We start from the raw sequence: 24418 nt of genomic DNA on the forward strand, positions 1-24418 counted from the left end.
CCGGGCAGCAGGTCCGCCTGGCGTAATGCGGGTTCAACGCCGTGACGCGCGATGAATTCATGGCGCGAATCGGCGTTCAGCCCGCGCGCCGCGCATGGGTCCCGTTTCGCAGCCACGGCGCGTGCTGAACGCCATTGCGCGGCCTGGCCGCCTGGGTGTCCTCAGACGTTCAGGCGCCAGTCGGCCTCCGGCTCGTCGGCACCCGCGCCGCCGGGGACGGCGATGGGCACGGTGATGGATTCGGTCGGTGGGGCGATCACCGTCGCCTCGTCCCGGCGATGCCGGAGCACGTCCTGCACGTAGGAGGTGACCGCCTCGGCCAGTGGGATGTCGCGGGATTGGTTCTGCGCCATGTACCAGCGATGGTCGAGCAGCTGGTGGAACACCTCCGCTGGTTCCAGCTTGCCCTTGAGGTCGTTCGGGATGGCGCGCACGACGGGCTCGAACACGCGCACCAGCCATTCGTGGGCCATCATCTCCTCGTCGGAGTCCGCTCCGCCGTACGACGCGCGGTAGGAGTCGAGGTCGTTGAGCAGCCGTCGGGCCTGATTCTCCTCGGCGTCAAGGCCGGTGAGCCGCAGCAACCGGCGCTGGTGGTGCCCTGCGTCGACCACCTTGGGCTGGATCCGCACCGTGGTGCCGGTCTCGCCGATCTTGATGCCGAGTTCTTCGATGTCGAACCCCAGGTTGTTCAGCCGCTCAACCCGCTCGGTGATACGCCAGCGCTCTGAGCTGGAGAACGACTCAGATCCGGTGAGCTCCTTCCAAAGCACCCGGTACGCGGCCACGATGCCGTTGCTGACCCGGATCGGGTCGAGTTCGTCGGCGACCCGCCCTCCGGCTTCAAGGTCCATCAGCTCGCCGGCGATGTTGACCCGGGCGATTTCGAGGTCGTTCTCGCGTTGACCGTTGGAGAGGCCGCCGGGGTAGAGCTGCCCGGTCTCCGCGTCGACAAGATACGCGGCGAAGGCCCCGGCATCGCGTCGGAACAGTGTGTTCGACAGTGACACGTCGCCCCAGAACAGGCCGACGATGTGCACCCGCACGAGAAGCACGGCCAGCGCGTCGACCAGCCTGGTGGCGGTCTCCGGACGGAGAGTCTGCGAATACAGCGCGCGGTAGGGCAGCGAGAACTTGAGGTGCCGGGTGACCAGTACCGAATTCAGGGGCTCGCCGTCCTCATCCGCTCGGTTGGTGATCACCGCGAGCGGTTCGACGCAGGGGAGTTCCAGTCCCTGCAGGGTGCGGAGCATCTCGTACTCCCGCTTCGCCATTTCGCTCGTGGTCTCCTTGATCGCGACGACGCGACCGCTGAGGTGCGCGAAACGCACCAGATGCCGGGAGATGCCCTTGGGCAGTGACGCAATGAACTCGTTCGGCCAGGCGTCCAGGGGCAGGTGCCAGGGCAAGTCGAGCAGGGCCGGGTCCGCCGTGGCGGAGGTGATGTTCAGGGAACCGCTCATGGTTCGAGCCTAACTGTGGTTGCCGACTCGGTGCGGCGGATGCGAGCGGTTCGGCCGCGGCGCCGTGATGCGGAACTGGGGCTAGCCCGGCCCCGGGTGCGCCGCTACGCTCGTGCCACCAGCATTTCGAAGCCACCGGTGCAGGAAGAAGGCGCAATCATGGCGTCAGGGCGTGAACCACACGAAGGCCGAGACGTCGCCGATGCCGGGGGCCCGAGCGGTTCATTCGGCTCGGCCGGCAATCGGGAGTTCGAGAAGATCCACCGGGAGCTCGAACTTCACATCCTTGACGGTTCTCTGGACGGCGTCGTCACCTACCGGGACGCGCTGTTCTCGCGTTTCTTCACCGACCGCCCGGCTTTCACACTGGCCTGGCCGGCAGCGCTGTACATCCCATCGGAGGCCGACGCGTCCAAGTACTGGTTCACCGAACCACCAGCCGACCACAGGTACCGGTACTCGTGGACAGATCCGCAGCCGACCGCCAGCGCCGCCTCAGAGAAGACGGGACACCTGTTCAGTTGGGTGAATGTGTCGGACCTGGGCGCGGACTACACCGGTGCGGCCGGCACCGGAGTCCAGGTCATCCCGCAGGCAACCCTCTCCACCGTCAAGGTCAGCGCTGACATCGACCTGGTCGCCAACCACCACTGGTGGTACCTGCCGGGAACCTCCGCGGGGTACTCGAACTTCAGCTACAGCGGAACCGTCTACATTGCAGGCTGGGAGATCAATCCGGTGACCGGGGTGTGGGAACTGCTCAGGCCATTCGGATCGCGATCCCTGTTCTCGTTCCGGGAGAGCGGCGCCGGCGGATCGGCCATCGTCTCGACCCGCCACGCTTTCAACGACCTGTCGGTCAGGATGCAACTCCAGGGCGGTCACACCTATGGGATCGGTGTCGCCTTCGAAGTGCAGGTCAGTTTCGTCTGCACCGACGGCCAGGGGCATCCGTACGTGAAGCAGCCGGGAGACGACATCAAGCTGTGGGCGTCGATACTCGGCGACGTGGCGAGCATCAGTGTGGCGACCGAAACGGTGTGGATTCCGTAGGTGGGGTCTCGACAGGCTCGACCACCGACAGGCTCGACTACGGCGACAGGCTCGACCACCTTCGGTGATCGAGCCTGTCGAGATCGGTCGATGCCTAGTCGGTGACGGCGCCGCCGAGGCGCTCGCCGGACTCCGCGTTGAACACGTGCAGGTGGTTCGGCGTCGCGGTGAGGTACACCTTGTCGCCGGCCGACGGGTGCGAGCGCCCATCGACGCGGGCGACGATGTCGGTGCGCTTGCCCTCGATGGTGGAGTGGCCGTACAGGTAACCGTCGGCGCCGAGTTCCTCGACCAGGTCGACGTCGACCGCGAGGCCTTCGCCCTGGGTGCTGGAGAGCACGATGTCCTCGGGGCGGATGCCGATGGTGACCTGCTTGCCGGCCACACCGGCGAGCGTGTCACGCTGCACCGGGATGGTGGAGGTGCCGAACTTGATGCCGCCGTCGACGGTGTCGGCGGAGAGCAGGTTCATGGCGGGGCTGCCGATGAAGCCGGCGACGAAGACGTTGTTCGGCTTGGCGTACAGGTCGCGCGGAGTTCCAACCTGCTGCAGCAGGCCGTCCTTCAGCACGGCGATGCGGTCGCCCATGGTGAGCGCCTCGGTCTGGTCGTGCGTGACGTAAACCGTGGTGACGCCGAGGCGGCGCTGCAGGGAGGCGATCTGGGTGCGGGTCTGAACGCGCAGCTTGGCGTCGAGGTTCGACAGCGGCTCGTCCATCAGGAACACCTGCGGCTGGCGCACGATCGCGCGGCCCATGGCGACGCGTTGGCGCTGGCCACCGGAGAGGGCCTTCGGCTTCCGGCCCAGGTACGGCTCCAGGTCGAGCAGCTTGGCGGCCTCGAGCACGCGGGTGGCGCGCTCGTCCTTGTTGACGCCGGCGATCTTGAGCGCAAAGCCCATGTTCTCGGCGACCGTCATGTGCGGGTACAGGGCGTAGTTCTGGAAGACCATGGCGATGTCGCGGTCTTTCGGCGGGACATCCGTCACATTGCGCTCACCGATGAAGATGTTGCCGTCGTTGACCTCTTCGAGGCCGGCGAGCATGCGCAGGGACGTGGACTTGCCGCAACCGGACGGGCCGACCAAGACCAGGAATTCGCCATCGGCGACCTGGAGGTCGAGCTGGTCCACCGCGGGGCGGGTGGAACCCGGATAAAGCCGGGTTGCCTTGTCAAACGTGACTGAAGCCATGATTCTGTTTTCTCCTTCACCGGCAGGTACGTGCCGGACGATCCGAGTGAATGGATTAATGCGATTGCCGCCCGCCGAAGCGAGCGACTATCAGTTTTCAGTATGCCATGGGTCAGGCCGATGCCACGACTCGAACTGGGGGCACCGGACCGACCCGCATTCAGCGCTCGTTTGGTCGATTCCCAGACAGGCGTTTTAGTATCGCTAGGGCGTTTGCACCCACATTGCCCGTACCCCCACTGAGCCGGAAGCGATATCCATGAGCATTGGCGGACCGACCGAGAGTCGTCCTTCGAAGAATCAGCGTCGCGAGGCGGCCCGTGAAAAGGCCAAGGAGCTCCGCGAGAATCAGAAGAAGAAGGACCGCCGGAACCGCGTATTGCTCCAGGGTGGCATTGTCGTGGTGGCCGTCGCCATCATCGCCGTCGTCGTCTTCGCCATCACCAGTTCCATCCGGCCGGCCGGCCCCGGCCCCCGCAACATGGCCAGCGACGGAATCCTGATCGGACAGCAGATGAAGGCCGTCACCACCCCGGCCCTGCAACCCGAAGCCAAACCCGTTGCATCCACCCCCGACTCGACCGGCACCGTCGCCGACATCCGGGTCTATGTCGACTACCTCTGCCCCTACTGCGGCGACTTCGAGACCACCAACAGCGACCAGATCGCCAAGTGGGTAGAATCCGGTGCCGCCACCGTGGAAATCCACCCGATCTCCATCCTGACCAGTAAGTCTGCGGGCACCCAGTACTCGCTTCGAGCCGCGAACGCCGCGGCCTGCGTGGCGAACTACGCCCCCAACGATTTCTACGCGTTCAGCGCGGCGATGTTCCAGAACCAGCCGAAGGAGGGAACCGCCGGGCGCAGTGACGCCGAGATCAAGGCGGTCGTCAAGTCGTCGGGCGTCAGCAGCGCCCTCTCCGAGATCAACAGTTGCATCGACGACACGAAGTACAAGTCATGGGTGCTCGCGGCCACCGACCGTGCCCTGACCGGCCCACTGCCCAACTCGTCGATCCCGGCCGTGACCGGCACCCCGACAGTGCTGGTGAATGGCAAGCAGTACGTGGGCGCTCTCGACGACCCGAAGGAATTCGCCTCGTTCGTGCTGCAGGCCGCCGGCGAGACCTATTCCACGTCGAGCCCGACTCCCACGCCCACCCCGGCAGCGGGTTAACCGCCGCGTCTTCACGAAACGCGGCCCTTGTCGCGGTGACCCGTGCCGGTGACCCGTCCCGGGCGCCGTGCCGGTGATCCGTCCCGGGCGCGCGATGATCCGCTGGGCACCCGAAATATCGGGTGCCCGCTGCGTTTTCGGGTGCCGGTGCGTTCTCGGGTACCCACCGAGCGCATCCGTGATCATGGTGGGTGCCGATCGTGATTTAGGATGGGTGGTCGAGGCGCCGTGCGCCTCATGCCGGCCTGGCGCAATTGGTAGCGCACCGCTCTTGTAAAGCGGGGGTTACGGGTTCAAGTCCCGTGGCCGGCCCCCTGAAGCCCTGCGCTCCCCGCGACCTGCCCCCGCGAACCCGCACTTGTTGGGCCTAAAAAGCCCGCATAACCCCAACGAATGCGTTTTCGGCGAGGGGAAGGGCGGTTAGAGCGCGGTGAGGAAGTCCTCGGGTGCGAGCGGCGGACGCGGCGCCGGCCGGGCGTCGTCCGGGATGCCGCCCACGTAGAGCCACCCGAGCAGCTCCTCGGTGGCGGACAGGTCGTGCATTTCGCGCACCGCGGCGGAGCGGGTGTGCGGCCCGGTTCGCCACATCACTCCCCAGCCGGCGTCGTCGAGCAGCAGGCTGAGCGCATGGCCGACGCCGGCCGCGGCGACGTCCTGCTCCCAGTCCGCCACTTTGGCGCTGTCACGTCGGCAGGCGACGACGGCGATCAGCAACTCCGCACGCAGTGGTTTCGCCACAAGCCGGGCCCGATCCATCCCGGTGTGACCGGATGCCGCGGCCAGCGCCTCGCCCAGTCGCTCCCGTGCCTCTCCGCGCAGCTCGATCAACCGCCACGGACGCAGCGCGCCGTGGTCGGCGACCTGAGCCGCGAGCGCCACCAGGGGCATCAATTCGGCGCGCGATGGCGCATCCGCTGTGACCCTGGAGTACGACCGACGCGTGCTGACTGCGGCGGCCAGCGGAGAGGGCGTGTCGGCAGGCACGCTACTCGGCGGCGGGCTGGAACTCGAGCGAGATGGAGTTCATGCAGTACCGGTCTCCGGTGGGGGTGCCGAAACCGTCGTCGAAGACGTGGCCGAGGTGGGACCCGCAGTTGGCGCAGCGGACTTCGGTGCGCACCATCCCGAGGGTGTGGTCCTCGATCAGTTCGACGGCCTCCGGGCGCACCGACTCGTAGAAGCTCGGCCAGCCGCAGTGCGAGTCGAACTTGGTGCCGCTCTTGAACAGTTCAGCGTGACAGGCTCCGCAGGTGTAGATGCCGGCGCGGCTCTCGTCAAGCAGTTCGCCGGTCCAGGCGCGCTCGGTTGCGGCCCCGCGGAGCACCGCGTACTTCTCCGGGCCGAGCTCTTCACGCCACTGCTCTTCAGACTTCTTGACCTCGTAGTCCATGGGTGTCCCTTCCGTAGCGAATCGCCGTGCGGCGCTCACACATCCTCACCCACTCTAAACTCGTCGGCCGGTCCGGCCATTCCTTATGACGAACCGCGTGCAGGCAACTCCCATCTCGAGCGGGTGCCCGCCCCACGCCGAGCGCCTGCGCGATCTCCCAGCCCGGCCCAAATAGGATGACGAATGCACGCGGCCGCGTCGAGATCGGCGGCATTGGCAGACGACGAGAGGTGACAGGTGCAGAGCGAACCGGAACCTGGCACCGACCCCGAGCGCGTCGACCTCTCCGAGCGCGACCGCGCGATCCTCGCCTTCGAACGCCGTGACTGGCAGAAAGCCGGCGAGAAAGAAGAAGCGATCCGCACCGAATTCGGCCTGTCCGCCGCCCGCTACTACCAGCTGCTGGGTGCGCTCATTGATTCGCCGTACGCGCTCGTGGCGGATCCGATGCTGGTCAAACGACTGCAGCGGATGCGACACGTTCGCAGAGACACGCGCCAGGCTCGCTCGCTTGCGTCCCTTGCCCTCCAGTCCGCTCGCCCGGCGACCCACATTGAGCCACCCCGCAGCCAACCCAGGACCGAATCAGACTGACCATGCCGAGTAACTTCCCGAAAGACCGTTTCGATGACCTCCCGCACAAGCTTGACCGGGTGGGCGCTCACCGCGCGCCGGCCAAAAGAGGCAAGGGCTGGGTCACCTTCTGGTGGGCGCTGGCCGCAACGATCGTGTTGGTTGCGATCGGGGTGCTCGGCCTGTTCTATCTGAACAACCGGCTGGACTTCGCCCTGCCGGGCACCAACAGCCCCACTCCGACCGCGAGCGCATCGGCAACCCCCACGAGGCCTCCGACCGCCGAACCCACGCTGGACCCGAGCCTCAGCATCACTGTCCTGAATGGCACCCCGGGAACCGGGGTCGCATCCGGCGTCGGCCAGACCCTCACGGAGGCCGGATGGTCCGTCGGCGCGACCTCCAACGCCGACACCGAGACCGTGCCGGCCACCATCGTCTACTACGCCGACGCCTCCCTCGAAGGCGCGGCGCGGGGGGTCCTCGACTCAATCGCCACAACTATCCCGACCGCCACCATCCTGCTCTCCAGCGACTTCGCCGACACCGGTGCTGACATCACCGTGGTGGTCGGCAACGACTACGTCCCCGCCGGCTGACGGGCATCCGACTCACCCGATCCAGCGCGTCGACACCTGACAGCGCTTGCCCATGCGCCCCCTCGGCCCAGGGAGGAGCGAGCCAAACGTTGTCGGTGACGGCCGCAACGGGGCCGAAACTCCTGGTTCGGCCGTGTTCGCAAGGCCCTTGTGCGGGGGAGGGTGCTGCACTAGCTTGCAGGGCGTGGCAAGGATTCCAGCTTCTGCGCTGATTCCGGGTTCCTCGTGGCGGCGATGACGCCGATCATGTCCTGATTGAAGGGAAAAGAGATGAAATCGAGGCAGAAGGCCCTTCTGGCAATCATTGTGACGGCATCCGTCACAGCCCTTGCCGGCTGCAGCGCAGGTGGCTCAAGCTCCGCCGATGCATCATTCTCCAATAAGGCTTCCGGGTCGATGAAGGCGTGGGGGTTCGACAACGCCGATGAAGTCGGTACCTCGCGCCTGGACTACGCCAAGGACCAGCTCAAGGACGTCACGATCAAGATCGACCAGACCGCCTTCGACGCGCAGAAGTTCACCACTCGCGCCGCCAGTAAGGACGTCCCGGACGCCGTCCAGATGGACCGCCAGTTCGTCGGCACCTACGCGGCACAGGGACTGATCCAGCCGCTCGACAAGTGCTTCAGTGCCAACAAAGTCGACCCGGACACCCAGTATTACCCGTCGGTCATGGACGACGTGACCTACGACGGCCACGTGTGGGCCGTTCCGCAGTTCTACCAGCCGCCGGCGATCATGCTGAACAAGCGGGTGATGGATGCCGCCGGAGTCACCGCCGCCGATATTGACACCTCCAAGCCCGACGTGCTGCTGGCCGCCGCGGCGAAAATGTACGAGGCGAGCGGTGGAAACCCGACAGTACTCGGCTTTGACCCGGTGGGAGTGAACCAGGCCGGCCTGTGGCTGCTGGGGCAGGGCGGACAGCTGATGGACAGCAAGGGCGTCCCCAAGCTCGACGACGCGAACAACGCCAAGGCCATCGCCTTCCTCAAACAGCTCATGGACGCCCAGGGCGGTTACGCAAAGATCAAGAGCTTCACGGACTCGTTCGACACCTTCGGCGACAAGAACCCGTATGTGGCTGACCAGGTTGGGGCGCAGGTGAACCCGCAGTGGTACGTCAACGTGCTCACGCCGTATGTCAGCGGTGTCGACATCTCTGGGGTGCCGTTCAAGGACAAGAGCGGCAAGAACTTCACGGTGGCCAGCGGCACGTCGTTCGTGATTCCTGCCGGTGCCAAGAACGCCAACGCGGCGTGCGCGTGGATGTTGAAGCTCACCTCCCAGGATGCCTGGATGGCAGCCGGTGCGGCCAGGGCCAAGACCATCGCCGGCACGCCGGGGGCCATCAACACCGGCCTCTTCACCGGCTCGCCGGAGGCCGACCGGGCAATTCGTGAGAAGTACGTCACCCCCAGCGGAAACAGCGGGTTCGACGAGACGATCGCCACGTATTACAACGTGGTGGGCGAAGGCAAGTCGTTCGGCGCCTCGCCGGCCGGCCAGGAGATCCAGACCGAGCTGAAGAACGCCGTCACGTCCGCTTTGCTGGGCGACAAATCGCCGGAGAAGGCGCTCTCCGATGCGCAGCAGGCTGCGATGCGGGCGTACGACAAGGCAACCGGCAAATAGCCAAATGAAGCGGGCGGCCCGATCGGGTCGCCCGCTTCCTTCGTCGGGTGCGCGACGAACTGCCGCCTGCTGGCCTCAAGGTTCCCCGGGTGCCGGAGCGCTTTTCGGGCCCCACGACTGTCGGGCCCCGGGCGTCCTCGGTCGGGCGCGCCGTATCGCGGCGGGCGCGCGATATTTCGGGTGCCTGGAGTGTTATCGCGCGCCCCGGCAACGGTCGCGTATCCGCCGAGAAGTGCCGGGCGCGGGACACTGCGGTGGCTGCGTAGCTCGGTTGCCAGTGCTTCCCCGTGCTCTCCTGCGGATGTCGTGTGGCCGCCGCTGGGGATGGGCAGTCCGCCGTCGGGCGCCGGGCGTCCGGGGTGGGAGCACCGCGGCAGGCGCGCGATATTTCGGGTGCCCGGTGGGTTTCCCCGCGCCTAGGCTGCCGAGGCACGGGACCGGCGCCTGCCGGCCCGGGGGCACGGGCGGTTTTCGTCGAGGGCGAGCGGATGCCGCTGCTCGCTACCCCTTTCGGCCCTGGGTGGCCACACCCTCGATGAAGTAGCGCTGGCCGAAGGCGAAGATGATCAGCATCGGCAGGGTGACCAGCAGCGACGCCACCATGACGTATTGGTAGTCGCCGTGGCCGCCATTGGTGGGGCTGTACTTGGTCATGGCATAGGCGATACCCAACGGCGCTGTGAAACCTTCGACGCTGCCCGCGTTCAAATAGATCAACGCGGACTGTAGGTTGTTCCAGCTGGCCTGGAACTCGAAGACGAAAACAATGATGAACGATGGGATCGACAAGGGCATGGCGATGCGCCGGAACAGTCCCCAATAACTGGCCCCGTCGATGCGGGCCGCCTCGAACAACTCCCGCGGCAGCCCGAGGAAGAACTGTCGCTGCAGGAAGATGTAGAACGCCGACCCGAACAAGTTCATTCCGAACAGCGGTACCCAGGTACCAACCAGGCCGAGGTTGTTCCAGATCAGGTACTGCGGAATCATCGTCACGGCACCGGGCAACATCATGGTTGCCAGCACCACGCCGAACAGCAGCCCGCGCCCCGGGAATTTGAAATAGGCGAACCCGAACGCGACCACCGAGCTTGAAACGGATACGAATCCGGCGGCGAGGAGCGCAATCGCGATGCTATTGAACATCCAGCTCAGCAGCGGCAACTGGTTGAACACCTCGACGTAATTCTCGAACGCGAAAGTCTGGGGCCAGAGTGCATTGTCGAAGACCTGCCCGCGTGGCTTCAGGCTCGCAGCCAGCAGCCACCCGAACGGATAGAGGAACAGCAGCCCGAACCCGATGAGCAGGAACCAGAGGACGATCCGGCCGACCAGGCCCTGCGGTCGGTACCAGTGCCTGTTTCTCGCGCGCGGAGGCGTGTCGCCGCCGAGGGCTTCAACGCCGACGACCTGTGCTTCCAGCCCGGGTGCGGCAGCGGATGACTGGGTGACAGGCATCAGTCCTTGTCTCCTTCGTAGTAGACGAAGCGGTTGCCGAACCTCATCTGGATGAAGGTGATCACCATGATGATCATGAACAGCAGCCAGGCCATCGCTGCGGCGAAGCCGAAATCGAATTGCCGGAAGGCCTGTTGGAAGAGGTACACACCGTAGAACAACGACGATTCAGGCGATGCGTTGCTTTGATCCCGCCAGAACAACAGGTAGGCCTGGTCGAATACCTGGAGGGCGGCGATCGTGAGCACGATGACGTTGAAGAAGATGGCGCTGGAGATCATCGGAACGGTGATGGTGAAGAACTGGCGCACCGGACCGGCGCCGTCGAGGGAGGCCACCTCGTACAGGTCCCGCGGCACGTTCTTGAGCGCCGCCAGGAAGATCACCATGGTGCCGCTGACACCCCACAACGTCATCAGCACGATGGACGGTTTCACCCAGGCCGGGTCGACCAGCCACTGCGGACCCTCGATACCGAAGAAAGCCAGACCCTGGTTGATCGCCCCCGTGTTGCCGTTGAGCAGCAGAAGGAACACTGCCGCGGTCGCCACCGACGGGGTCATCTTCGGCAGGTAGTACAGGGTGCGGAAGAATCCGGCGCCCCGGCCGACGCGGTTGAGCAGCATGGCGAGGAAGAGAGCGAAGATGATTTCCAGCGGTACGGCCATCAACGCGTAGATGAGGGTGTTGCCGAGCGACAGCCCGACTTTCGGGTCCTCGAAGAGGTTGGCGTAGTTGCTGAATCCGACTGGCCGGGCCGAGTTCGTGGCGAGGTTGTAGTTGCTGAACGAGATGACCAGGCTGTAGATCATCGCCCCCAGCGTGAAAATAAGGAAGCCGAGGATCCACGGCGAGATGAACAGATATCCGGCGATCGCTTCTCGCCGGTTGTACTTGCTGACCCTGCGCCTCTTTCCGTCTGCGGCGTGGTCCGTGATACCCATGGCTGTCTCCTCCAGCTGCGCTGCTCGGCACACAGAACTCGACGCCGCGGTGTGGCATCGTTGCCCCGCGTTCGCGACTCTAAAGCGTGAATGAGTTGATCGCAAGGACTCACACGAGCGGTGGGAACGGGGTATAGGGCCACGCCGCGAACGGCCCCGGCACGCGTGAGTCACTCCCCGTTCCGGTCGGCGCTCACGAGCCACGTCGAATCGTTGTCATACCGCGACATTTCCGGGCGTCAATTCCCCTAACGGATGCCGGTGCTTCGCTAGTATCTGGTCTCAGCACAGGCAATGGCCTGGCTGTTATCACACAGCATTGGGGAGAAACAATGGCGAACGGAACCGTCAAGTGGTTCAACGCTGAAAAAGGCTTCGGCTTCATCACCGTCGATGGAGGGCAAGACGTCTTCGTCCATTACTCGGCGATCGACATGAACGGATACAAGGTTCTCGAGGAAGGCCAGCAGGTCGAATTCGAGGTCGGCACCGGGGCCAAGGGGCCGCAGGCCGAGGCCGTTCGTCCGGTCTGAGCACGCACAGCATGCAGGCGCCGCGCCTGCCCGACGCCGTCCGGTCCGCCGGGCGGCGTTAGTGTGTCCAAGGTGACTACGTCTTCCTGGGGATCCGGCCGACTCGCCGTGACCATCCTGGCCGTGATGATGCCGGCCGCCTTGCTCCTGTCCGGCTGCACAGCGGAGAAACCGCCTGCCATCACGACATCGCCGTCCGCAGAGGCCGAGGAGCCGGCCTGGGTGGCGCCGGAACCAACCGAACTGGCGCCGCTCCGCGGAACCAGCGTGTCCGCCGGAGGTGCGGCGCATCCGTCGCTCGCGGTGAAGATCGACAACCACGAAGCGGCCCGACCGCAACTGGCGCTGGAGCGCACCGACCTCGTCTTCGAGGAACTCGTGGAGGGTGGGATCACCCGCTACGTCGCCGTCTGGCAGTCCGACATTCCCGACCTGCTCGGGCCGATCCGGTCGATCCGTCCGATGGACCCCGACATCATCACCCCGTTCGGCGGTGTTGTGGCGTACTCCGGGGGGCAGGAGCAGTTCGTCGGGATGATGCAGGCGACCGGGCTGGTGAACGCGGTGTTCGACTACGACGACACCGGGGCGTTCTACCGCGCCGACGACTGGGAATCGCCGCATGACGTGGTGGTCAAAGCCTCAGAACTCGTGGCGCGACACGCTGACCTGCCGGCACCGGCGCAACAGTTCGCGTACTCGGCGACCGCGGCCGCGGCATCCGCCGGCGTCGACGGCACCCCGGTCACGACAATCAAGACGGTGTTCTCGGATGCCCGCTGGCCCAACTGGACCTGGGACGCTCCGGCGGCGGCCTACCTGCGATCGCAGGAGGGTGCGCCCGACCTCGACGCCTCCGGCGCCCAACTGCGCGCCACCAATGTCGTCGTGCTGCGGGTCGGCATCGATTGGCGCTACGGCGAGGTTCCGAAGACCACAATGATCGGCTCGGGGGAGGCCTGGGTGTCCGCCGGGGGCAAGAGCGTGCACGCGACCTGGAGCAAGGGCGCGCAAGGCTCACGCATCCGCCTCGTCGACGACCACGGCGTGACCATCCGGCTGGCCGCGGGCAATACCTGGATCGAGCTGGTGCCGAGCGAACAGGGCTCCGTCGAACTCGTGCCCTGACCGGCGGCGACAGGGCGAGGAGCCCGGCGACCCTCACTTGCACTCTCGACCCGAGAGTGCCAGAATCGTTCTTGGCACTCTCACGTTTTGAGTGCTAATCCATCACAGTTTTGGAACGTCCGGGAGGGACGAGAAACACACATGGCAAAGATCATTGCTTTTAACGAAGAGGCCCGTCGTGGCCTCGAGCGCGGCCTGAACATCCTCGCCGACACGGTCAAGGTCACACTCGGCCCGCGCGGACGCAACGTCGTCCTGGAAAAGAAGTGGGGCGCCCCCACGATCACCAACGATGGCGTGTCCATCGCCAAGGAGATCGAACTCGACGACCCATACGAGAAGATCGGCGCGGAGCTCGTCAAAGAGGTCGCCAAGAAGACGGACGACGTAGCCGGCGACGGCACCACGACGGCGACCGTTCTGGCCCAGGCGCTGGTTCGCGAAGGCCTGCGCAACGTCGCAGCCGGCGCTGACCCGATCAGCCTCAAGCGCGGCATCGAAAAGGCCGTCGAGGCCGTCACCGCTGAGCTCATCGCGAACGCCAAAGAGGTCGAGACCAAGGAAGAGATCGCGGCCACCGCATCCATCTCGGCCGGCGACGAGACCATCGGTGCGATCATCGCCGAGGCGATCGACAAGGTCGGCAAGGAAGGTGTTGTCACCGTTGAGGAGTCGAACACGTTCGGCACCGAGCTCGAGCTCACCGAAGGTATGCGCTTCGACAAGGGCTTCCTGTCGCAGTACTTCGTGACCGATCCCGAGCGCCAGGAAGCGGTCTTCGAAGACCCGTACATCCTGATCGTCAACTCGAAGGTCTCCAACATCAAGGACCTGCTGCCGATCGTTGACAAGGTCATCCAGTCGGGCAAGCAGCTCCTCATCATCGCCGAGGACGTCGACGGCGAGGCCCTGGCCACGCTCGTCGTGAACAAGATCCGCGGCATCTTCAAGTCCGTCGCCGTCAAGGCGCCGGGCTTCGGCGACCGCCGCAAGGCGCAGCTGCAGGACATCGCCATCCTCACCGGTGGCCAGGTCATCTCCGAGGAGGTCGGACTCAAGCTTGAGAACGTCACCCTCGACCTGCTCGGCAGCGCCCGCAAGGTCGTCATCACCAAGGACGAGACCACGATCGTCGAAGGCTCGGGAGACCCCGAAGCCATCGCCGGCCGCGTTGCTCAGATCCGTGGCGAGATCGAGAACACCGACAGCGACTACGACCGTGAGAAGCTCCAGGAGCGTCTCGCCAAGCTCGCCGGTGGTGTCGCGGTCATCAAGGCCGGCGCCGCAACGGAGGTTGAGCTCAAGGAGCGCAAGCACCGCATCGAGGACGCCGTTCGCAACGCGAAGGCTGCCGTCGAAGAGGGCATCGTCGCCGGTGGTGGCGTCGCCCTGATCCAGGCCGGCAAGACCGCGTTCGAGAGCAAGGCCATCCTTGACCTCGTCGGCGACGAGGCAACGGGCGCGAACATCGTGCGCGTCGCCATCGACGCCCCGCTCAAGCAGATCGCCCTCAACGCCGGCCTCGAGCCGGGTGTTGTCGCGGACAAGGTGCGCAACCTGCCCGTCGGACACGGCCTCAACGCCGCGACCGGTGAGTACGTTGACATGCTGGCCGCCGGCATCAACGACCCGGTGAAGGTCACCCGCTCCGCGCTGCTCAACGCAGCGTCGATCGCGGGCCTGTTCCTCACCACCGAGGCCGTCGTCGCCGACAAGCCGGAGAAGAACAACGCTCCGGCCGGCGACCCGACTGGTGGCATGGACTTCTAAGCGACAGCTTTGTAACTCCACCTGTTCCACACGACGGGCGTCTCCCTCCGGGGAGGCGCCCGTTGTCGTTGTCTGCGTCGTCTCGCGGACTCCACCCGCGCTCGGATCGGTGCTCGCGTCAGCGCTCCCATCACTGCTCCCACTGCTCGCATCAGCGCCCTGCTCAGCGCTGAAACAGCCGCGCGTTGGCCTGCTCGGTCTCGGCGTACTGCGCGCCGGCCTGGCTGAGCGCCTGGTTGATCGCCTCGAGGTTCTCCACCACTCGTTGCTGGGTTGCCCGCCACTCGTCGATCACGCCCGTGAACGCGGTGGCCGCCTGCCCGACCCAGGAACCCTGCAGGCTGGTCAGCTGCGCCAGCATCCCTCCCACCTCTGCCTCGATCCGCGCGGCAGACGCGCGCACCGCGCCAGCCGCGCCGAACACCTCCTCGCTGTCCACCTGATAGCGGGTCATGATTCTCCTCCTCTCGTTGACTCTTCCGACAACGGATGCCGTTCACGGTAGCCGAGCGCCGTCATCCGCTGGCCGGGTGCTCGACGGATCCGTGCACAACCGCGGTACCGTGGCACCTGTGGAGGACTCTGGAAACGACCGGGTGGAGACGATCTACACGATCGGGCACTCCACGCACCCGATCGAGGAGTTCGTGCGGTTGCTGCAGGCCCACGGCGTGGACGGCATCGTCGACGTGCGCACCATCGCGAAGTCGCGGCACAACCCGCAGTTCAACGAGCAGGAGCTCGGGGTCAGCCTGGCCGCGCGCGAGATCGGGTATCAGCGGATGCGAGAACTCGGCGGCCTGCGACACTCCACCGCGGACAGTGTCAACGGCGCGTGGCGGAACGCGTCCTTCCGCGGCTACGCCGACTACATGCAGACGGAGGAGTTCGCGGCGGCGGTCGACCAGCTGGTCGCCCTCGGCCGCACCGGTGCGTGGGCGATCATGTGCGCGGAGGCGGTGCCGTGGCGCTGCCACCGTTCGATGGTCGGCGATGCACTGGTGGTGCGGGGGGTCGCGGTGTTGGACATCATGAGCGAATCGTCTGCCACGCCGCACACGCTGACGCGGTTCGCCCACGTCGACGGCACCCGGATCACCTACCCGGCCGGCAACGAAGCCCCGGAGCAGGCATGACGGCCGGCGGGCGGATGCCGCTAAGCGCTGGGTGTGGTGATGATCGGTCGTGGTGCGTTCGGTGAGTCCGCGAGCGGGAACCAGACCCTGAAGGTGGCGCCGCCGCCCGGCGTCTCCTCGACTTCGACGCTGCCGTTGTGGCTCGCGACGATCGACGCGACGATGGCCAGGCCGAGGCCGGTGCCACCGGTTTCACGGGTCCGGGACGTGTCGGCGCGCCAGAACCGCTGGAAGATCTTCTCGCGGATCTGAGGGGGGATCCCCTCACCGTGGTCCACCACCGCGATCGAGGCGCGTTGCTGCCGGCGGTCCACCGAGACTTCGAGCTCGATCGGCGTTTCCACCGCCGTGAAGCGCTGCGCGTTGCCCATCAGGTTCGTGATGACCTGCCGGATCTTGTTCTCCTCGGCCAGCACGATCGGTCGCACCGCGTCTTCCGGTGCGACCGGGCCGCGGTTCGGAACGGGCTGCGGGGCATCCGTCCGGCGGGGCCGGCGGGTGCGGAGGCGAGCCAGGGTGGCCCCGGCGAACGAGATCGGGCCGGTGAGGTTCTGTGCGGCGGCCCTGTTGGCTGATCCGCCGCCAACGGATGCTGCGCCGGCGTCTGCGGCGTCGGTCGCGGCGCGCGGGGCTGAGCTTCCGGCCTCTTCAATGCCTCGACCCGTGCTTCCGGCCGTGCGGCCGGCCGTTCCGGTGCTAGACGATTCGCCGCCCGAGCCGCGGCCGGACGGGGTTCCCGCTCCGTTCTGCACGCCGTTTGCGTCCCTCGGCGGATACTGCACGAACTCGCCGGTGGAATGCGCCAGCTCGATGGCCGACATCGGCACGGTGTCAACGGACTCGGTCGGGGTCTTCTCGACCACGACCACCGTGCGACCAGGGGACGACGCCATGGCGTCCAGCGCGGCGTCGCGAGCGAGGGGGACGAGGTCGACCGGCGCAAGCGCCAGCGGCTTGATTTCGTCGAGGCGTGCCAGTTCGAGCAGGTCCTCGACCAGGCCGCCCATGCGGATCGCTTCCTTCTCGATGCGCTCCATCGCCTGGGCCACTTCCTCCGGGGTCTGCAGCGCGCCCATCCGGTACAGCTCGGCGTAGCCGCGCACGGAGACCAGGGGAGTGCGCAGTTCGTGGCTGGCGTCGCCGACGAAACGCCGCATCTGGTCGATGGTGCGGGCGCGATCTTTGAATGCCCGGTCGATCCGGCTGAGCATCGTGTTCAGTGAGCGGTTGAGGCGACCCACTTCGGTGTTCGGTGTCGCACCGCCAAGCCGCTGGCTGAAGTCCCCATCTGCGATCGCCGCGGCGGTCCGCTCCACTTCCCGCAGCGGCAGGAACGTCGTGGTGACCAGCAGGCGGGTGAGGAGGGCGCCGACGATGACCACGCCGATGCCGAAGCCCAGGAAGATGGTGAGGTAGATCGCCATCGTGTTCTCGGTCGGCTGCAGCGACACGGCGACCACCAGCGTGCCGTAGGTGCCCTGCACCGTGATGGGGAACGGCACCGCCACGGCGTGGAACTGGGTGTCACGCGTCGCGTTGGTGAGCGACTGCGGCTGGCCGTTGAGCTCCGTCACCGAGACCAGGTCGAGTGGCATGGAGACCACCGGCAGTTCGTCGCGGGGCCGGTCCTTCCAACTGCGTTCCAGCAAGTCGCCGTGCTCGTCATAGAGCGCGACGAAGTACTCGGTGGACGATTCGATGAGCCCCGTGGCCGTGGGGTTCGCGATGTTCTGCGCCCGGGTCTGCAACTGGGCGTCCACTTGCTGGATGGCGTACTGCCTGAGCATGACCATCGTGCCGATGCCGGAAACGAGCAGCCCGAGGGTGAGCAAGAGGACCGTGACCCCGGTGATCTTGGTGCGAAGAGAGATCCGGCTCCAGTGCTCCGTCAGTGACTCATGCATACTGCCCCCAGTGTATGAGCGGAGTCTGGGACTACGCCTTGGCGGCCTTCAGCATGTACCCGAAGCCGCGCTTGGTCTGGATCAGCGGCTCACTCGAGTGGGCGTCCACTTTCCGTCGCAGGTACGAGATGTACGACTCGACGATTCCCGCATCGCCGTTGAAGTCGTATTCCCAGACATGGTCCAGGATTTGCGCCTTCGACAGCACCCGGTTGGGGTTGAGCATGAGGTAGCGCAGCAGCTTGAACTCGGTGGGGCTCAGCTCGATCGGCTCGTCACCGACCAGCACCTCATGGGTGTCCTGGTCCATGGTGAGCTCACCGGCACGAATCACGGCGTCTTCATCGGCGTGCATCGTGCGGCGGAGGATCGCCTTGATCCGGGCAACGATCTCGTCCAGGCTGAACGGCTTGGTGACGTAGTCGTCTCCGCCGACCGTCAGGCCGGTGATCTTGTCCTCGGTGTCATCCTTGGCGGTGAGGAACAGGATCGGCGCGGTGTAACCCGCCGATCGCAGCCGCTTGGTCACCCCGAAGCCGTTCATATCGGGCAGCATGACGTCGAGGATGATCAGGTCGGGTTCTTCCTCCAGCACCGCTGAAATCGCCTGGGCGCCGTTGCCGACGGCGCGAACGGCAAAGCCGGCGAAGCGCAGGCTGGTGGTGAGGAGATCCCTGATGTTGGGTTCGTCGTCAACAATGAGAATGCGAGGGCCATCGGTCATGGACCCAGTATCTGCGCGTTAGCTGGAACTATCCTGAGAGTAAGCGGTGCACGGTTACGCCTCGTCCGACCCGCCGGTCTCCACCTCGCCAGCGGATGCCGCGGAGCGGCTGATCCGGATGCAACAGCGGCCGGCGCCGGGGTCGCTGCGGACGATGTGTTCCGCGTCGCCCGCGCCCTCGGCGAGACCGCGGACGAGTTCGAAGTTGAGCTCGCACACCAGGTCGGTGTGGTTTTCCGCCAGGCGATGGAACGGGCAATTCCCGAGCACCAGGTCGTTGCCGTCCGCGCATGGCTCGAACCCGTTCTCCTCGAGGGCACGCGGAAGGGTCTCCGCTTCCGCACCGCGGTTGCGCCCGGCTTCCCCGGCCACGCTGCGGAGCGCCTCGCGCACCGGCAGTCCGCTCTGGATCGACTCTTCGATGGCGGCGGCGAGCAAATCGCCCGCCAGGTCGTAGTGGCGTTCGGGGAGCGACACGCTGACCTCACCGGTCGCGCGCCGGTACAGCTTCGCCGGCCTGCCCGCTCCGGGGCCGGTCTTCCCACTCAACCGACGGAACTCCACGTCCACCAGCCCGAGCGCGGCCAAGCGCTCGAGGTGGAAGGAGGCGGTGCTGCGGGACAGGCCCGTCGCATCCGCTGCAGTGTCCCGACTGACCGGGTCGGCGCTTCTGGTCACCAGTTCGTACAGCGTCAGCCGGGCCGGATCGGCGAGCGCGGTGACGGCGGACACCCGGTCCGGCAGGGGAGGTCGTTGCTCCATGGGTCCAGTATAAGTCTAAAATCAATAAATCTTGACAAAAGAGTTTGGCGGGCCTAGCGTCAGGTATACCAGCTTGGGAAAGGACGCCATGTCACTCGCAGAATCCGACGGCTCGTCGGCAGTCCAGCGTTCCGCTGCCCACCATGCGGGGACGCTGCATGCGGTACCCGACGCCGGTGCGGAATCCGGGATCGAGATACTCGCGTCGCGGACAGACCGCACGCGGACAGACCGTACGCGGGCCACCGCCGCGGTGGCCGAGCTGCTCAGCGCCCTCGGCCACGATGTGGACAGCCCGCACCTGGCTGACACGCCGCGCCGCGTCGCCGACGCCTTCATCGAAATGCTCACCCCGGCGGAGTTCAGTCTCACCACCTTCCCGAACGAGGAGGGTTACGACGAACTGGTCCTGGTTCGTGACATTCCGTTCCACTCGCTGTGCGAGCACCACTTGCTGCCGTTCCAGGGCGTCGCCCACATCGGGTACCTCCCCGGCGAACGGATCCTCGGGCTGTCGAAGCTGGCCAGGGTGCTGGAGTTCTTCGCCCGTGACCTGCAGGTGCAGGAGCGGCTGACCAAACAGGTCGCCGACTGGCTGCAGGCAGAGCTCGCCCCACGGGGCGTCGGTGTCGTGATCGAAGCGGAGCACATGTGCATGTCGCTCCGCGGGGTCAAGGTCGTCGGGTCGGCGACCACTACCAGCGCGCTGCACGGCGCGATCAGGGAAGACGCACGCAGCAGGGACGAGTTCTTCGCCCTGTGCGGGCTCCGCGGCTAGAACCGCGCAGGCAGAAACCTCACCAGGCAGGGAGTCAATGATGAGCACCAGTGACCAGGTATTCGTGATCGTCGGCGGCGGTCTCGCCGCGGCGCGCGCGGCGCAGGGCATGCGGGACGAGGGGTTCGACGGGCGCATTCTGATCGTCGCCGCCGAAGACCACCGGCCGTACATCCGTCCGCCGCTGTCCAAGGAGTACCTGCAGGGCGCTGCCGACCGGGACGCCGTTTTCGTGCACCCGGACGAGTGGTATTCGGAACACCGGGTGGAGGTGGCGACGGGACAGGCGGCATCCGCTCTCGCTCCCGCTGACCATACGCTGACGCTGGCCGACGGGGAGGTGCTTCACTACGACAAACTGCTCCTCGCGACCGGCGCAGCGCCGCGTCGCTACCGCAGCCCCGGGGGCGACCTGGCGGGCGTGTTCCACCTCCGCACGCTCGACGACTCTGAACGGCTCAGGGAGGCGCTGGCGGCCGGGAGCAGCCGGGTGGTGATCGTCGGCGCCGGTTGGATCGGCCTCGAAGCCGCCTCTGCTGCCCGCCACTACGGCAATCCCGTCACCGTGCTCGGCCGGGAGAGCATCACGCTCAACCTGATCCTGGGAGACGAGGTGGGTGCGGTCTTCGGCGACCTGCACCGCGCCAACGGCGTCGACCTCCGCATGTCGACCTCCGTCGGCGACCTCGTCGGTGAGGACGGCAGGGTGACCGGGGTGCTCCTGGACACCGGCGAGGTCGTGCCGGCGGATGTGGTCGTGGTCGGTATCGGCGCCATCCCGAACACCGGCCTCGCTGCCGACGCCGGGCTCGAGGTCGACAACGGCATCATCACTGACGCCGCCTTCCGCACGTCGGCGGCCGACGTCTATGCGGTCGGCGACGTCGCACGGGTGTTCCACCCGGTGCTCGGCCACCCGATCCGCATCGAGCACTGGGCGAACGCCGAGAATGCCGGTGTCGCCGCCGGGCGTTCGATGGCCGGGGCCGTGATCAGCTATGACGAGATCCCCTACTTCTACACCGACCAGTTCGACCTCGGGATGGAGTATTCCGGTTATGCGGACCTGGTGACGGATGCCGAGGTCGTGATTCGCGGTGACCTCGCCGCCCGCAGGTTCGTCGCGTTCTGGGTCGCGGATTCACGAGTGGTGGCCGGCATGAACGTGAACGTATGGGACGTGAACGACGCGGTGCAGCGCCTCATCCGCTCCGGCGTCCTGGTCGATGTCGGCCGATTGGCGGATGAGGGCATCGAGCTGGACAGCGTCACAGCGGACCACGCGTCAGCTGAGCCGGTGTCGGTCGGCCCGGCCGGCGGGGAGGGCTGAATGGAGATCGCGCCCGGCATCACCGGCGTTGTGGTGCCCGAGTTGGAGATTCCGCGCCGAACGATCGGGGGTCGCGTGTTCGACTTCTCGCGGCAAGTGGCGGTGATGGCGATCGTCAACCGCACTCCCGACTCCTTCTACGACCGGGGCGCGACGTTCGCGCTGGATGCCGCCGTCGCGGCGGCACGTGCGGCCATCGCCGAGGGAGCCGACTGGGTCGACATCGGAGGGGCGAAATTCGCGCCGGGACCAGCAGTGCCGATCAGCGCCGAGATCGATCGGGTGCTCCCGGTGGTGGAAGCCCTCCGTGGCAGCGGAGCCGTGATCTCGATCGACACCTTCCACCCCGAGGTGGCGCTGGCCGGTATCGGCGCCGGCGCACACGTGATCAACGACACCACCGGCGTGCATGACCCGGCGATGGCGGAGGTCGTCGCCGACAGCGACGCGAGCCTGGTGATCACGCACAGCCTGGCCCGGCCCCGCACCCCGTACCCCGCACCCCAGTACCGCGACGTCGTGGCGGAGGTGGCGGATTTCCTGCGGGAGCGCGTCGACCGGGCCACCGGCCGCGGAGTTCCGCCGGACCGGATCATCATCGACCCCGGCCACGACCTGAACAAGAACACCGCGCACTCGCTCGAGCTTACGAGAAGGCTCGGCGAGATCACCGCCCTGGGCTTTCCCACCCTGGTCGCCGTCTCGAACAAGGACTTCATCGGCGAGACCCTGGATCGCGACCGGGGGTCACGCGTGAACGGGTCTGTCGCCGCCGCCGTGTTCTGCATCCTGCAGGGCGCCCGGATCCTGCGCATGCACAACGTCGCGGCGGCGGTCGACGCCGCCCGCATGACGGAGGCAATCCTCGGCTTCCGCGAGCCGGCGTACCTGCGCCATAACGTGGGGCTGACCTGATGTCCATGCTGGACGAGGGGGACCTGCTCGAGCTCGACCGGCTGGCTGAGCTGCCGTCGGTGCTGCAACAGGCCGACCTGGTCGAGCTCTATCGGGTGGCCGACCGTGCCGTGCCGTGGCTGCGGGTGAATTTCATCAGCAGCCTGGACGGGGCCGCGACCCGGGACGGATTGAGCGGCGGCCTCGGCAACGCCGACGACAGGCTGGTGTTCGACACGCTGCGGCTCCTGGCCGATGTGGTCCTCGTCGGCGCGGGGACCGTGCGCGCCGAGGGATACGGCGGGGTGCGCGCCGAACCGGCCGACGCGGCCTGGCGAGCCGACCGCGGGCTCGCCGCGCAACCGACGCTCGCCATCGTCTCCGCCCGGCTGGACATCGAACCGTCGCATCCGTTCTTCACCGAGGCGGCGGTCCGCCCGATCGTAGTGACCCACGCGGCGTCGCCGGCCGGCCGGCGGGCGGCGCTGGCCGAGGTCGCCGACGTCCTGGTCTGCGGGACGGATGCCGTCGACGTGCGCCTGATGCGCACCGAGTTCGCCGCCCGCGGCCTGACCCAGGTGCTGTGCGAGGGCGGCCCGCACCTGTTCGGGGCTCTGATCGAGGCGGACTGCGTCGACGAACTCTGCCTCACCCTCAGCCCTCTGCTCGAGGCAGGCCCGGCGGGCCGCATCGCGCGCGGCGGCGTCCCGTCGACCCGGTCGATGGCGCTGGCGCATGCACTCCCGGCCGGTGACATGCTGTTCCTCCGATACATCCGGCCACCCGCCTGAAGGTGTGCCCGCCCGCGTGTCGTGGGATGATCGGCAGATGACCGAGCGCCTGATGCTTCTGGATACCGCGTCGCTGTACTTCCGTGCCTTCTATGGCGTGCCCGACACGGTGCGTGCGCCCGACGGCACGCCGGTCAACGCCGTGCGCGGGCTGCTCGACATCATCGCCCGGCTGGTTTCCGATTATGAGCCGACGGAGCTGGTCGCCTGCTGGGATGACGACTGGCGGCCCCGGTGGCGGGTGGACCTCATCCCGAGCTACAAGATGCATCGGGTGGCCCGTGTCGTACCCGGCGGCGTCGACGTGGAGGAAACGCCTGACGCGCTGGTGGCGCAGGTGCCGGTGATCCGCCGGCTCCTCGACGCGTTCGGCATCACTGTGCTCGGCGCGACATTGCATGAAGCGGATGATGTGATCGGCAGCCTGGCAAGCCAGGCCACGGTTCCGGTGGACGTGGTCACCGGCGACCGCGACCTGTTCCAGCTGGTCGACGACGCCCGGCAGGTGCGCATCATCTATACGGCCCGCGGCATGAGCAAGCTCGAATTGGTGACGGATGCCGTCGTGCAGTCCAAGTACGGGGTCGCCCCGGCGCAGTATGCCGATTTTGCCGCGATGCGCGGGGATACCTCCGACGGGCTCCCCGGCGTCCCCGGGGTGGGGGAGAAGACCGCGGCGAGCCTGCTGGGGGAGTACGGCGACCTGGGCGGCATCCTCGCGGTCGCCGCCGACCCGGCTGCCCCGATGTCGGCGTCGGTTCGGGCGAAGATCCTCGCGGCGGGCGATTACCTCGCGGTGGCACCGACGGTGGTGGACGTGGTGCGTGACCTCGACTTCGGGGAGGTGGATGCGCGCATCCGCCCGCTCTCCGACGACCAGCTGGCCGCCGTCGACCGGCTCGCCGCCGAGTGGGGCCTTGGCGGCTCGGCGCAGCGTGCGCTACGCGCACTCGGCAACGACGTCTGAACCGCGGCGCCCTGACGCCCATCGGCGCGCGCCCATGGTGAGGTACGTATAAAACACCTTCGTGCCGCCCTGGGTTCAGGGCGTGGTTGCAACACCTGATGTTTGGAGGGTGTTGTGACGTTGCGTTTGAAGAGCAGGATCACGTTTTGGCGGGCGATCGCTGGTGGCGCGTCGATCAACGATGCGAGTGGGGTTGCGGGATCCAACCCGAGCACGG

At 66.7% G+C, this 24418-nt stretch carries 24 protein-coding genes and 1 tRNA gene; 15 read left to right on the top strand and 10 right to left on the bottom strand.

Annotated elements, in window-relative coordinates; all coding sequences use genetic code 11:
- Positions 1-161: 161 nt before the first annotated feature.
- On the bottom strand, positions 162-1463 hold the full coding sequence (locus AB4Y94_RS14785) for a DUF4032 domain-containing protein (protein ID WP_441728676.1): 1302 nt from the start codon (positions 1461-1463) through the stop codon (positions 162-164).
- A gap of 159 nt (positions 1464-1622) precedes the next feature.
- On the opposite strand from AB4Y94_RS14785, the gene AB4Y94_RS14790 reads away from it, so the two are divergent.
- The gene (locus tag AB4Y94_RS14790; RefSeq protein WP_441728677.1) at positions 1623-2516 is read left to right on the top strand and encodes a hypothetical protein; all 894 of its coding nucleotides are present in this window, start codon (positions 1623-1625) and stop codon (positions 2514-2516) included.
- A 94-nt stretch (positions 2517-2610) separates the two neighbouring features.
- Here the strand turns inward: AB4Y94_RS14790 and AB4Y94_RS14795 are convergent, their stop codons facing one another.
- Positions 2611-3708, bottom strand: coding sequence for an ABC transporter ATP-binding protein (locus AB4Y94_RS14795; RefSeq protein WP_441728678.1), 1098 nt, complete (start codon positions 3706-3708; stop codon positions 2611-2613).
- 259 nt (positions 3709-3967) lie between these two features.
- On the opposite strand from AB4Y94_RS14795, the gene AB4Y94_RS14800 reads away from it, so the two are divergent.
- The gene (locus AB4Y94_RS14800; protein ID WP_441728680.1) at positions 3968-4885 is read left to right on the top strand and encodes a DsbA family protein; all 918 of its coding nucleotides are present in this window, start codon (positions 3968-3970) and stop codon (positions 4883-4885) included.
- A 239-nt stretch (positions 4886-5124) separates the two neighbouring features.
- Positions 5125-5197: transfer RNA gene (locus AB4Y94_RS14805), tRNA-Thr, on the top strand.
- A 108-nt stretch (positions 5198-5305) separates the two neighbouring features.
- Here the strand turns inward: AB4Y94_RS14805 and AB4Y94_RS14810 are convergent.
- Together AB4Y94_RS14810 and msrB are read right to left on the bottom strand one after the other, a co-directional pair.
- On the bottom strand, positions 5306-5869 hold the full coding sequence (locus tag AB4Y94_RS14810; RefSeq protein ID WP_441728681.1) for a nitroreductase family protein: 564 nt from the start codon (positions 5867-5869) through the stop codon (positions 5306-5308).
- Between the two features lies 1 nt (position 5870).
- Positions 5871-6275, bottom strand: a complete 405-nt coding sequence (msrB, locus tag AB4Y94_RS14815; protein ID WP_441728682.1) for a peptide-methionine (R)-S-oxide reductase MsrB — start codon at positions 6273-6275, stop codon at positions 5871-5873.
- Between the two features lie 237 nt (positions 6276-6512).
- On the opposite strand from msrB, the gene AB4Y94_RS14820 reads away from it, so the two are divergent.
- The 3 genes from AB4Y94_RS14820 to AB4Y94_RS14830 all read left to right on the top strand — a co-directional run bounded on the left by AB4Y94_RS14820 (position 6513) and on the right by AB4Y94_RS14830 (position 9082).
- Positions 6513-6869: a DUF3263 domain-containing protein gene (locus AB4Y94_RS14820; protein ID WP_441728683.1), complete on the top strand. Its 357-nt coding sequence runs from the start codon at positions 6513-6515 to the stop codon at positions 6867-6869.
- 2 nt (positions 6870-6871) lie between these two features.
- Positions 6872-7447, top strand: a complete 576-nt coding sequence (locus AB4Y94_RS14825) for a LytR C-terminal domain-containing protein (RefSeq protein ID WP_441728684.1) — start codon at positions 6872-6874, stop codon at positions 7445-7447.
- Between the two features lie 270 nt (positions 7448-7717).
- On the top strand, positions 7718-9082 hold the full coding sequence (locus tag AB4Y94_RS14830) for an ABC transporter substrate-binding protein (RefSeq protein ID WP_441728685.1): 1365 nt from the start codon (positions 7718-7720) through the stop codon (positions 9080-9082).
- A gap of 501 nt (positions 9083-9583) precedes the next feature.
- Here AB4Y94_RS14830 and AB4Y94_RS14835 read toward each other — a convergent pair.
- Positions 9584-10540 (bottom strand): carbohydrate ABC transporter permease, encoded by a 957-nt coding sequence (locus AB4Y94_RS14835; RefSeq protein WP_441728686.1) that lies wholly within the window; start codon positions 10538-10540, stop codon positions 9584-9586.
- On the bottom strand, positions 10540-11484 hold the full coding sequence (locus tag AB4Y94_RS14840; RefSeq protein ID WP_441728688.1) for a carbohydrate ABC transporter permease: 945 nt from the start codon (positions 11482-11484) through the stop codon (positions 10540-10542). The genes AB4Y94_RS14835 and AB4Y94_RS14840 overlap by 1 nt, the downstream gene beginning before the upstream one ends.
- A 332-nt stretch (positions 11485-11816) precedes the next feature.
- Between AB4Y94_RS14840 and AB4Y94_RS14845 the strand changes: the two genes are divergently transcribed.
- The 3 genes from AB4Y94_RS14845 (at position 11817) to groL (ending at position 14915) form a co-directional block, all read left to right on the top strand.
- Positions 11817-12017 (top strand): cold-shock protein, encoded by a 201-nt coding sequence (locus AB4Y94_RS14845; RefSeq protein ID WP_441728689.1) that lies wholly within the window; start codon positions 11817-11819, stop codon positions 12015-12017.
- A gap of 72 nt (positions 12018-12089) precedes the next feature.
- On the top strand, positions 12090-13145 hold the full coding sequence (locus AB4Y94_RS14850) for a DUF3048 domain-containing protein (RefSeq protein ID WP_441728690.1): 1056 nt from the start codon (positions 12090-12092) through the stop codon (positions 13143-13145).
- 141 nt (positions 13146-13286) lie between these two features.
- The gene (groL, locus tag AB4Y94_RS14855) at positions 13287-14915 is read left to right on the top strand and encodes a chaperonin GroEL (protein WP_441728691.1); all 1629 of its coding nucleotides are present in this window, start codon (positions 13287-13289) and stop codon (positions 14913-14915) included.
- A gap of 163 nt (positions 14916-15078) precedes the next feature.
- Here the strand turns inward: groL and AB4Y94_RS14860 are convergent, their stop codons facing one another.
- A complete protein-coding gene (locus tag AB4Y94_RS14860) occupies positions 15079-15369 on the bottom strand; it encodes a WXG100 family type VII secretion target (RefSeq protein WP_441728693.1) in 291 nt (96 codons plus the stop codon).
- On the opposite strand from AB4Y94_RS14860, the gene AB4Y94_RS14865 reads away from it, so the two are divergent.
- Complete coding sequence (locus AB4Y94_RS14865; RefSeq protein WP_441728694.1) at positions 15368-16051, top strand: DUF488 domain-containing protein; 684 nt, start codon at positions 15368-15370, stop codon at positions 16049-16051. The two genes, AB4Y94_RS14860 and AB4Y94_RS14865, sit on opposite strands and share 2 nt — an antisense overlap.
- A gap of 20 nt (positions 16052-16071) precedes the next feature.
- Here AB4Y94_RS14865 and AB4Y94_RS14870 read toward each other — a convergent pair whose 3' ends face one another.
- The 3 genes from AB4Y94_RS14870 to AB4Y94_RS14880 are packed head-to-tail and all read right to left on the bottom strand — an operon-like array spanning position 16072 to position 19441.
- Entirely contained in the window at positions 16072-17955 is a 1884-nt protein-coding gene (locus AB4Y94_RS14870; RefSeq protein ID WP_441728696.1) for a sensor histidine kinase, read from the bottom strand.
- Positions 17956-17986: 31 nt separating this feature from the next.
- The gene (locus tag AB4Y94_RS14875; protein ID WP_441728697.1) at positions 17987-18679 is read right to left on the bottom strand and encodes a response regulator transcription factor; all 693 of its coding nucleotides are present in this window, start codon (positions 18677-18679) and stop codon (positions 17987-17989) included.
- 54 nt (positions 18680-18733) lie between these two features.
- Positions 18734-19441, bottom strand: a complete 708-nt coding sequence (locus AB4Y94_RS14880; RefSeq protein WP_441728698.1) for a helix-turn-helix transcriptional regulator — start codon at positions 19439-19441, stop codon at positions 18734-18736.
- Between the two features lie 88 nt (positions 19442-19529).
- Between AB4Y94_RS14880 and folE the strand changes: the two genes are divergently transcribed.
- The 5 genes from folE to AB4Y94_RS14905 are packed head-to-tail and all read left to right on the top strand — an operon-like array spanning position 19530 to position 24201.
- On the top strand, positions 19530-20219 hold the full coding sequence (folE, locus tag AB4Y94_RS14885) for a GTP cyclohydrolase I FolE (protein ID WP_441728699.1): 690 nt from the start codon (positions 19530-19532) through the stop codon (positions 20217-20219).
- Between the two features lie 40 nt (positions 20220-20259).
- Positions 20260-21549 carry an NAD(P)/FAD-dependent oxidoreductase gene (locus AB4Y94_RS14890; protein WP_441728700.1) on the top strand — a complete coding sequence of 430 codons (1290 nt, stop codon included), beginning with the start codon at positions 20260-20262 and terminating at the stop codon, positions 21547-21549.
- Positions 21550-22464: a dihydropteroate synthase gene (gene folP / locus AB4Y94_RS14895; RefSeq protein WP_441728701.1), complete on the top strand. Its 915-nt coding sequence runs from the start codon at positions 21550-21552 to the stop codon at positions 22462-22464.
- A complete protein-coding gene (locus tag AB4Y94_RS14900; protein WP_441728703.1) occupies positions 22464-23234 on the top strand; it encodes a pyrimidine reductase family protein in 771 nt (256 codons plus the stop codon). The genes folP and AB4Y94_RS14900 overlap by 1 nt, the downstream gene beginning before the upstream one ends.
- Before the next feature lie 37 nt (positions 23235-23271).
- On the top strand, positions 23272-24201 hold the full coding sequence (locus AB4Y94_RS14905) for a 5'-3' exonuclease (protein ID WP_441728704.1): 930 nt from the start codon (positions 23272-23274) through the stop codon (positions 24199-24201).
- Positions 24202-24418: the final 217 nt, after the last annotated feature.

The sequence above is a fragment of the Glaciibacter sp. 2TAF33 genome, assembly GCF_052114945.1.
Classification (GTDB): Bacteria; Actinomycetota; Actinomycetes; order Actinomycetales; family Microbacteriaceae; genus Cryobacterium.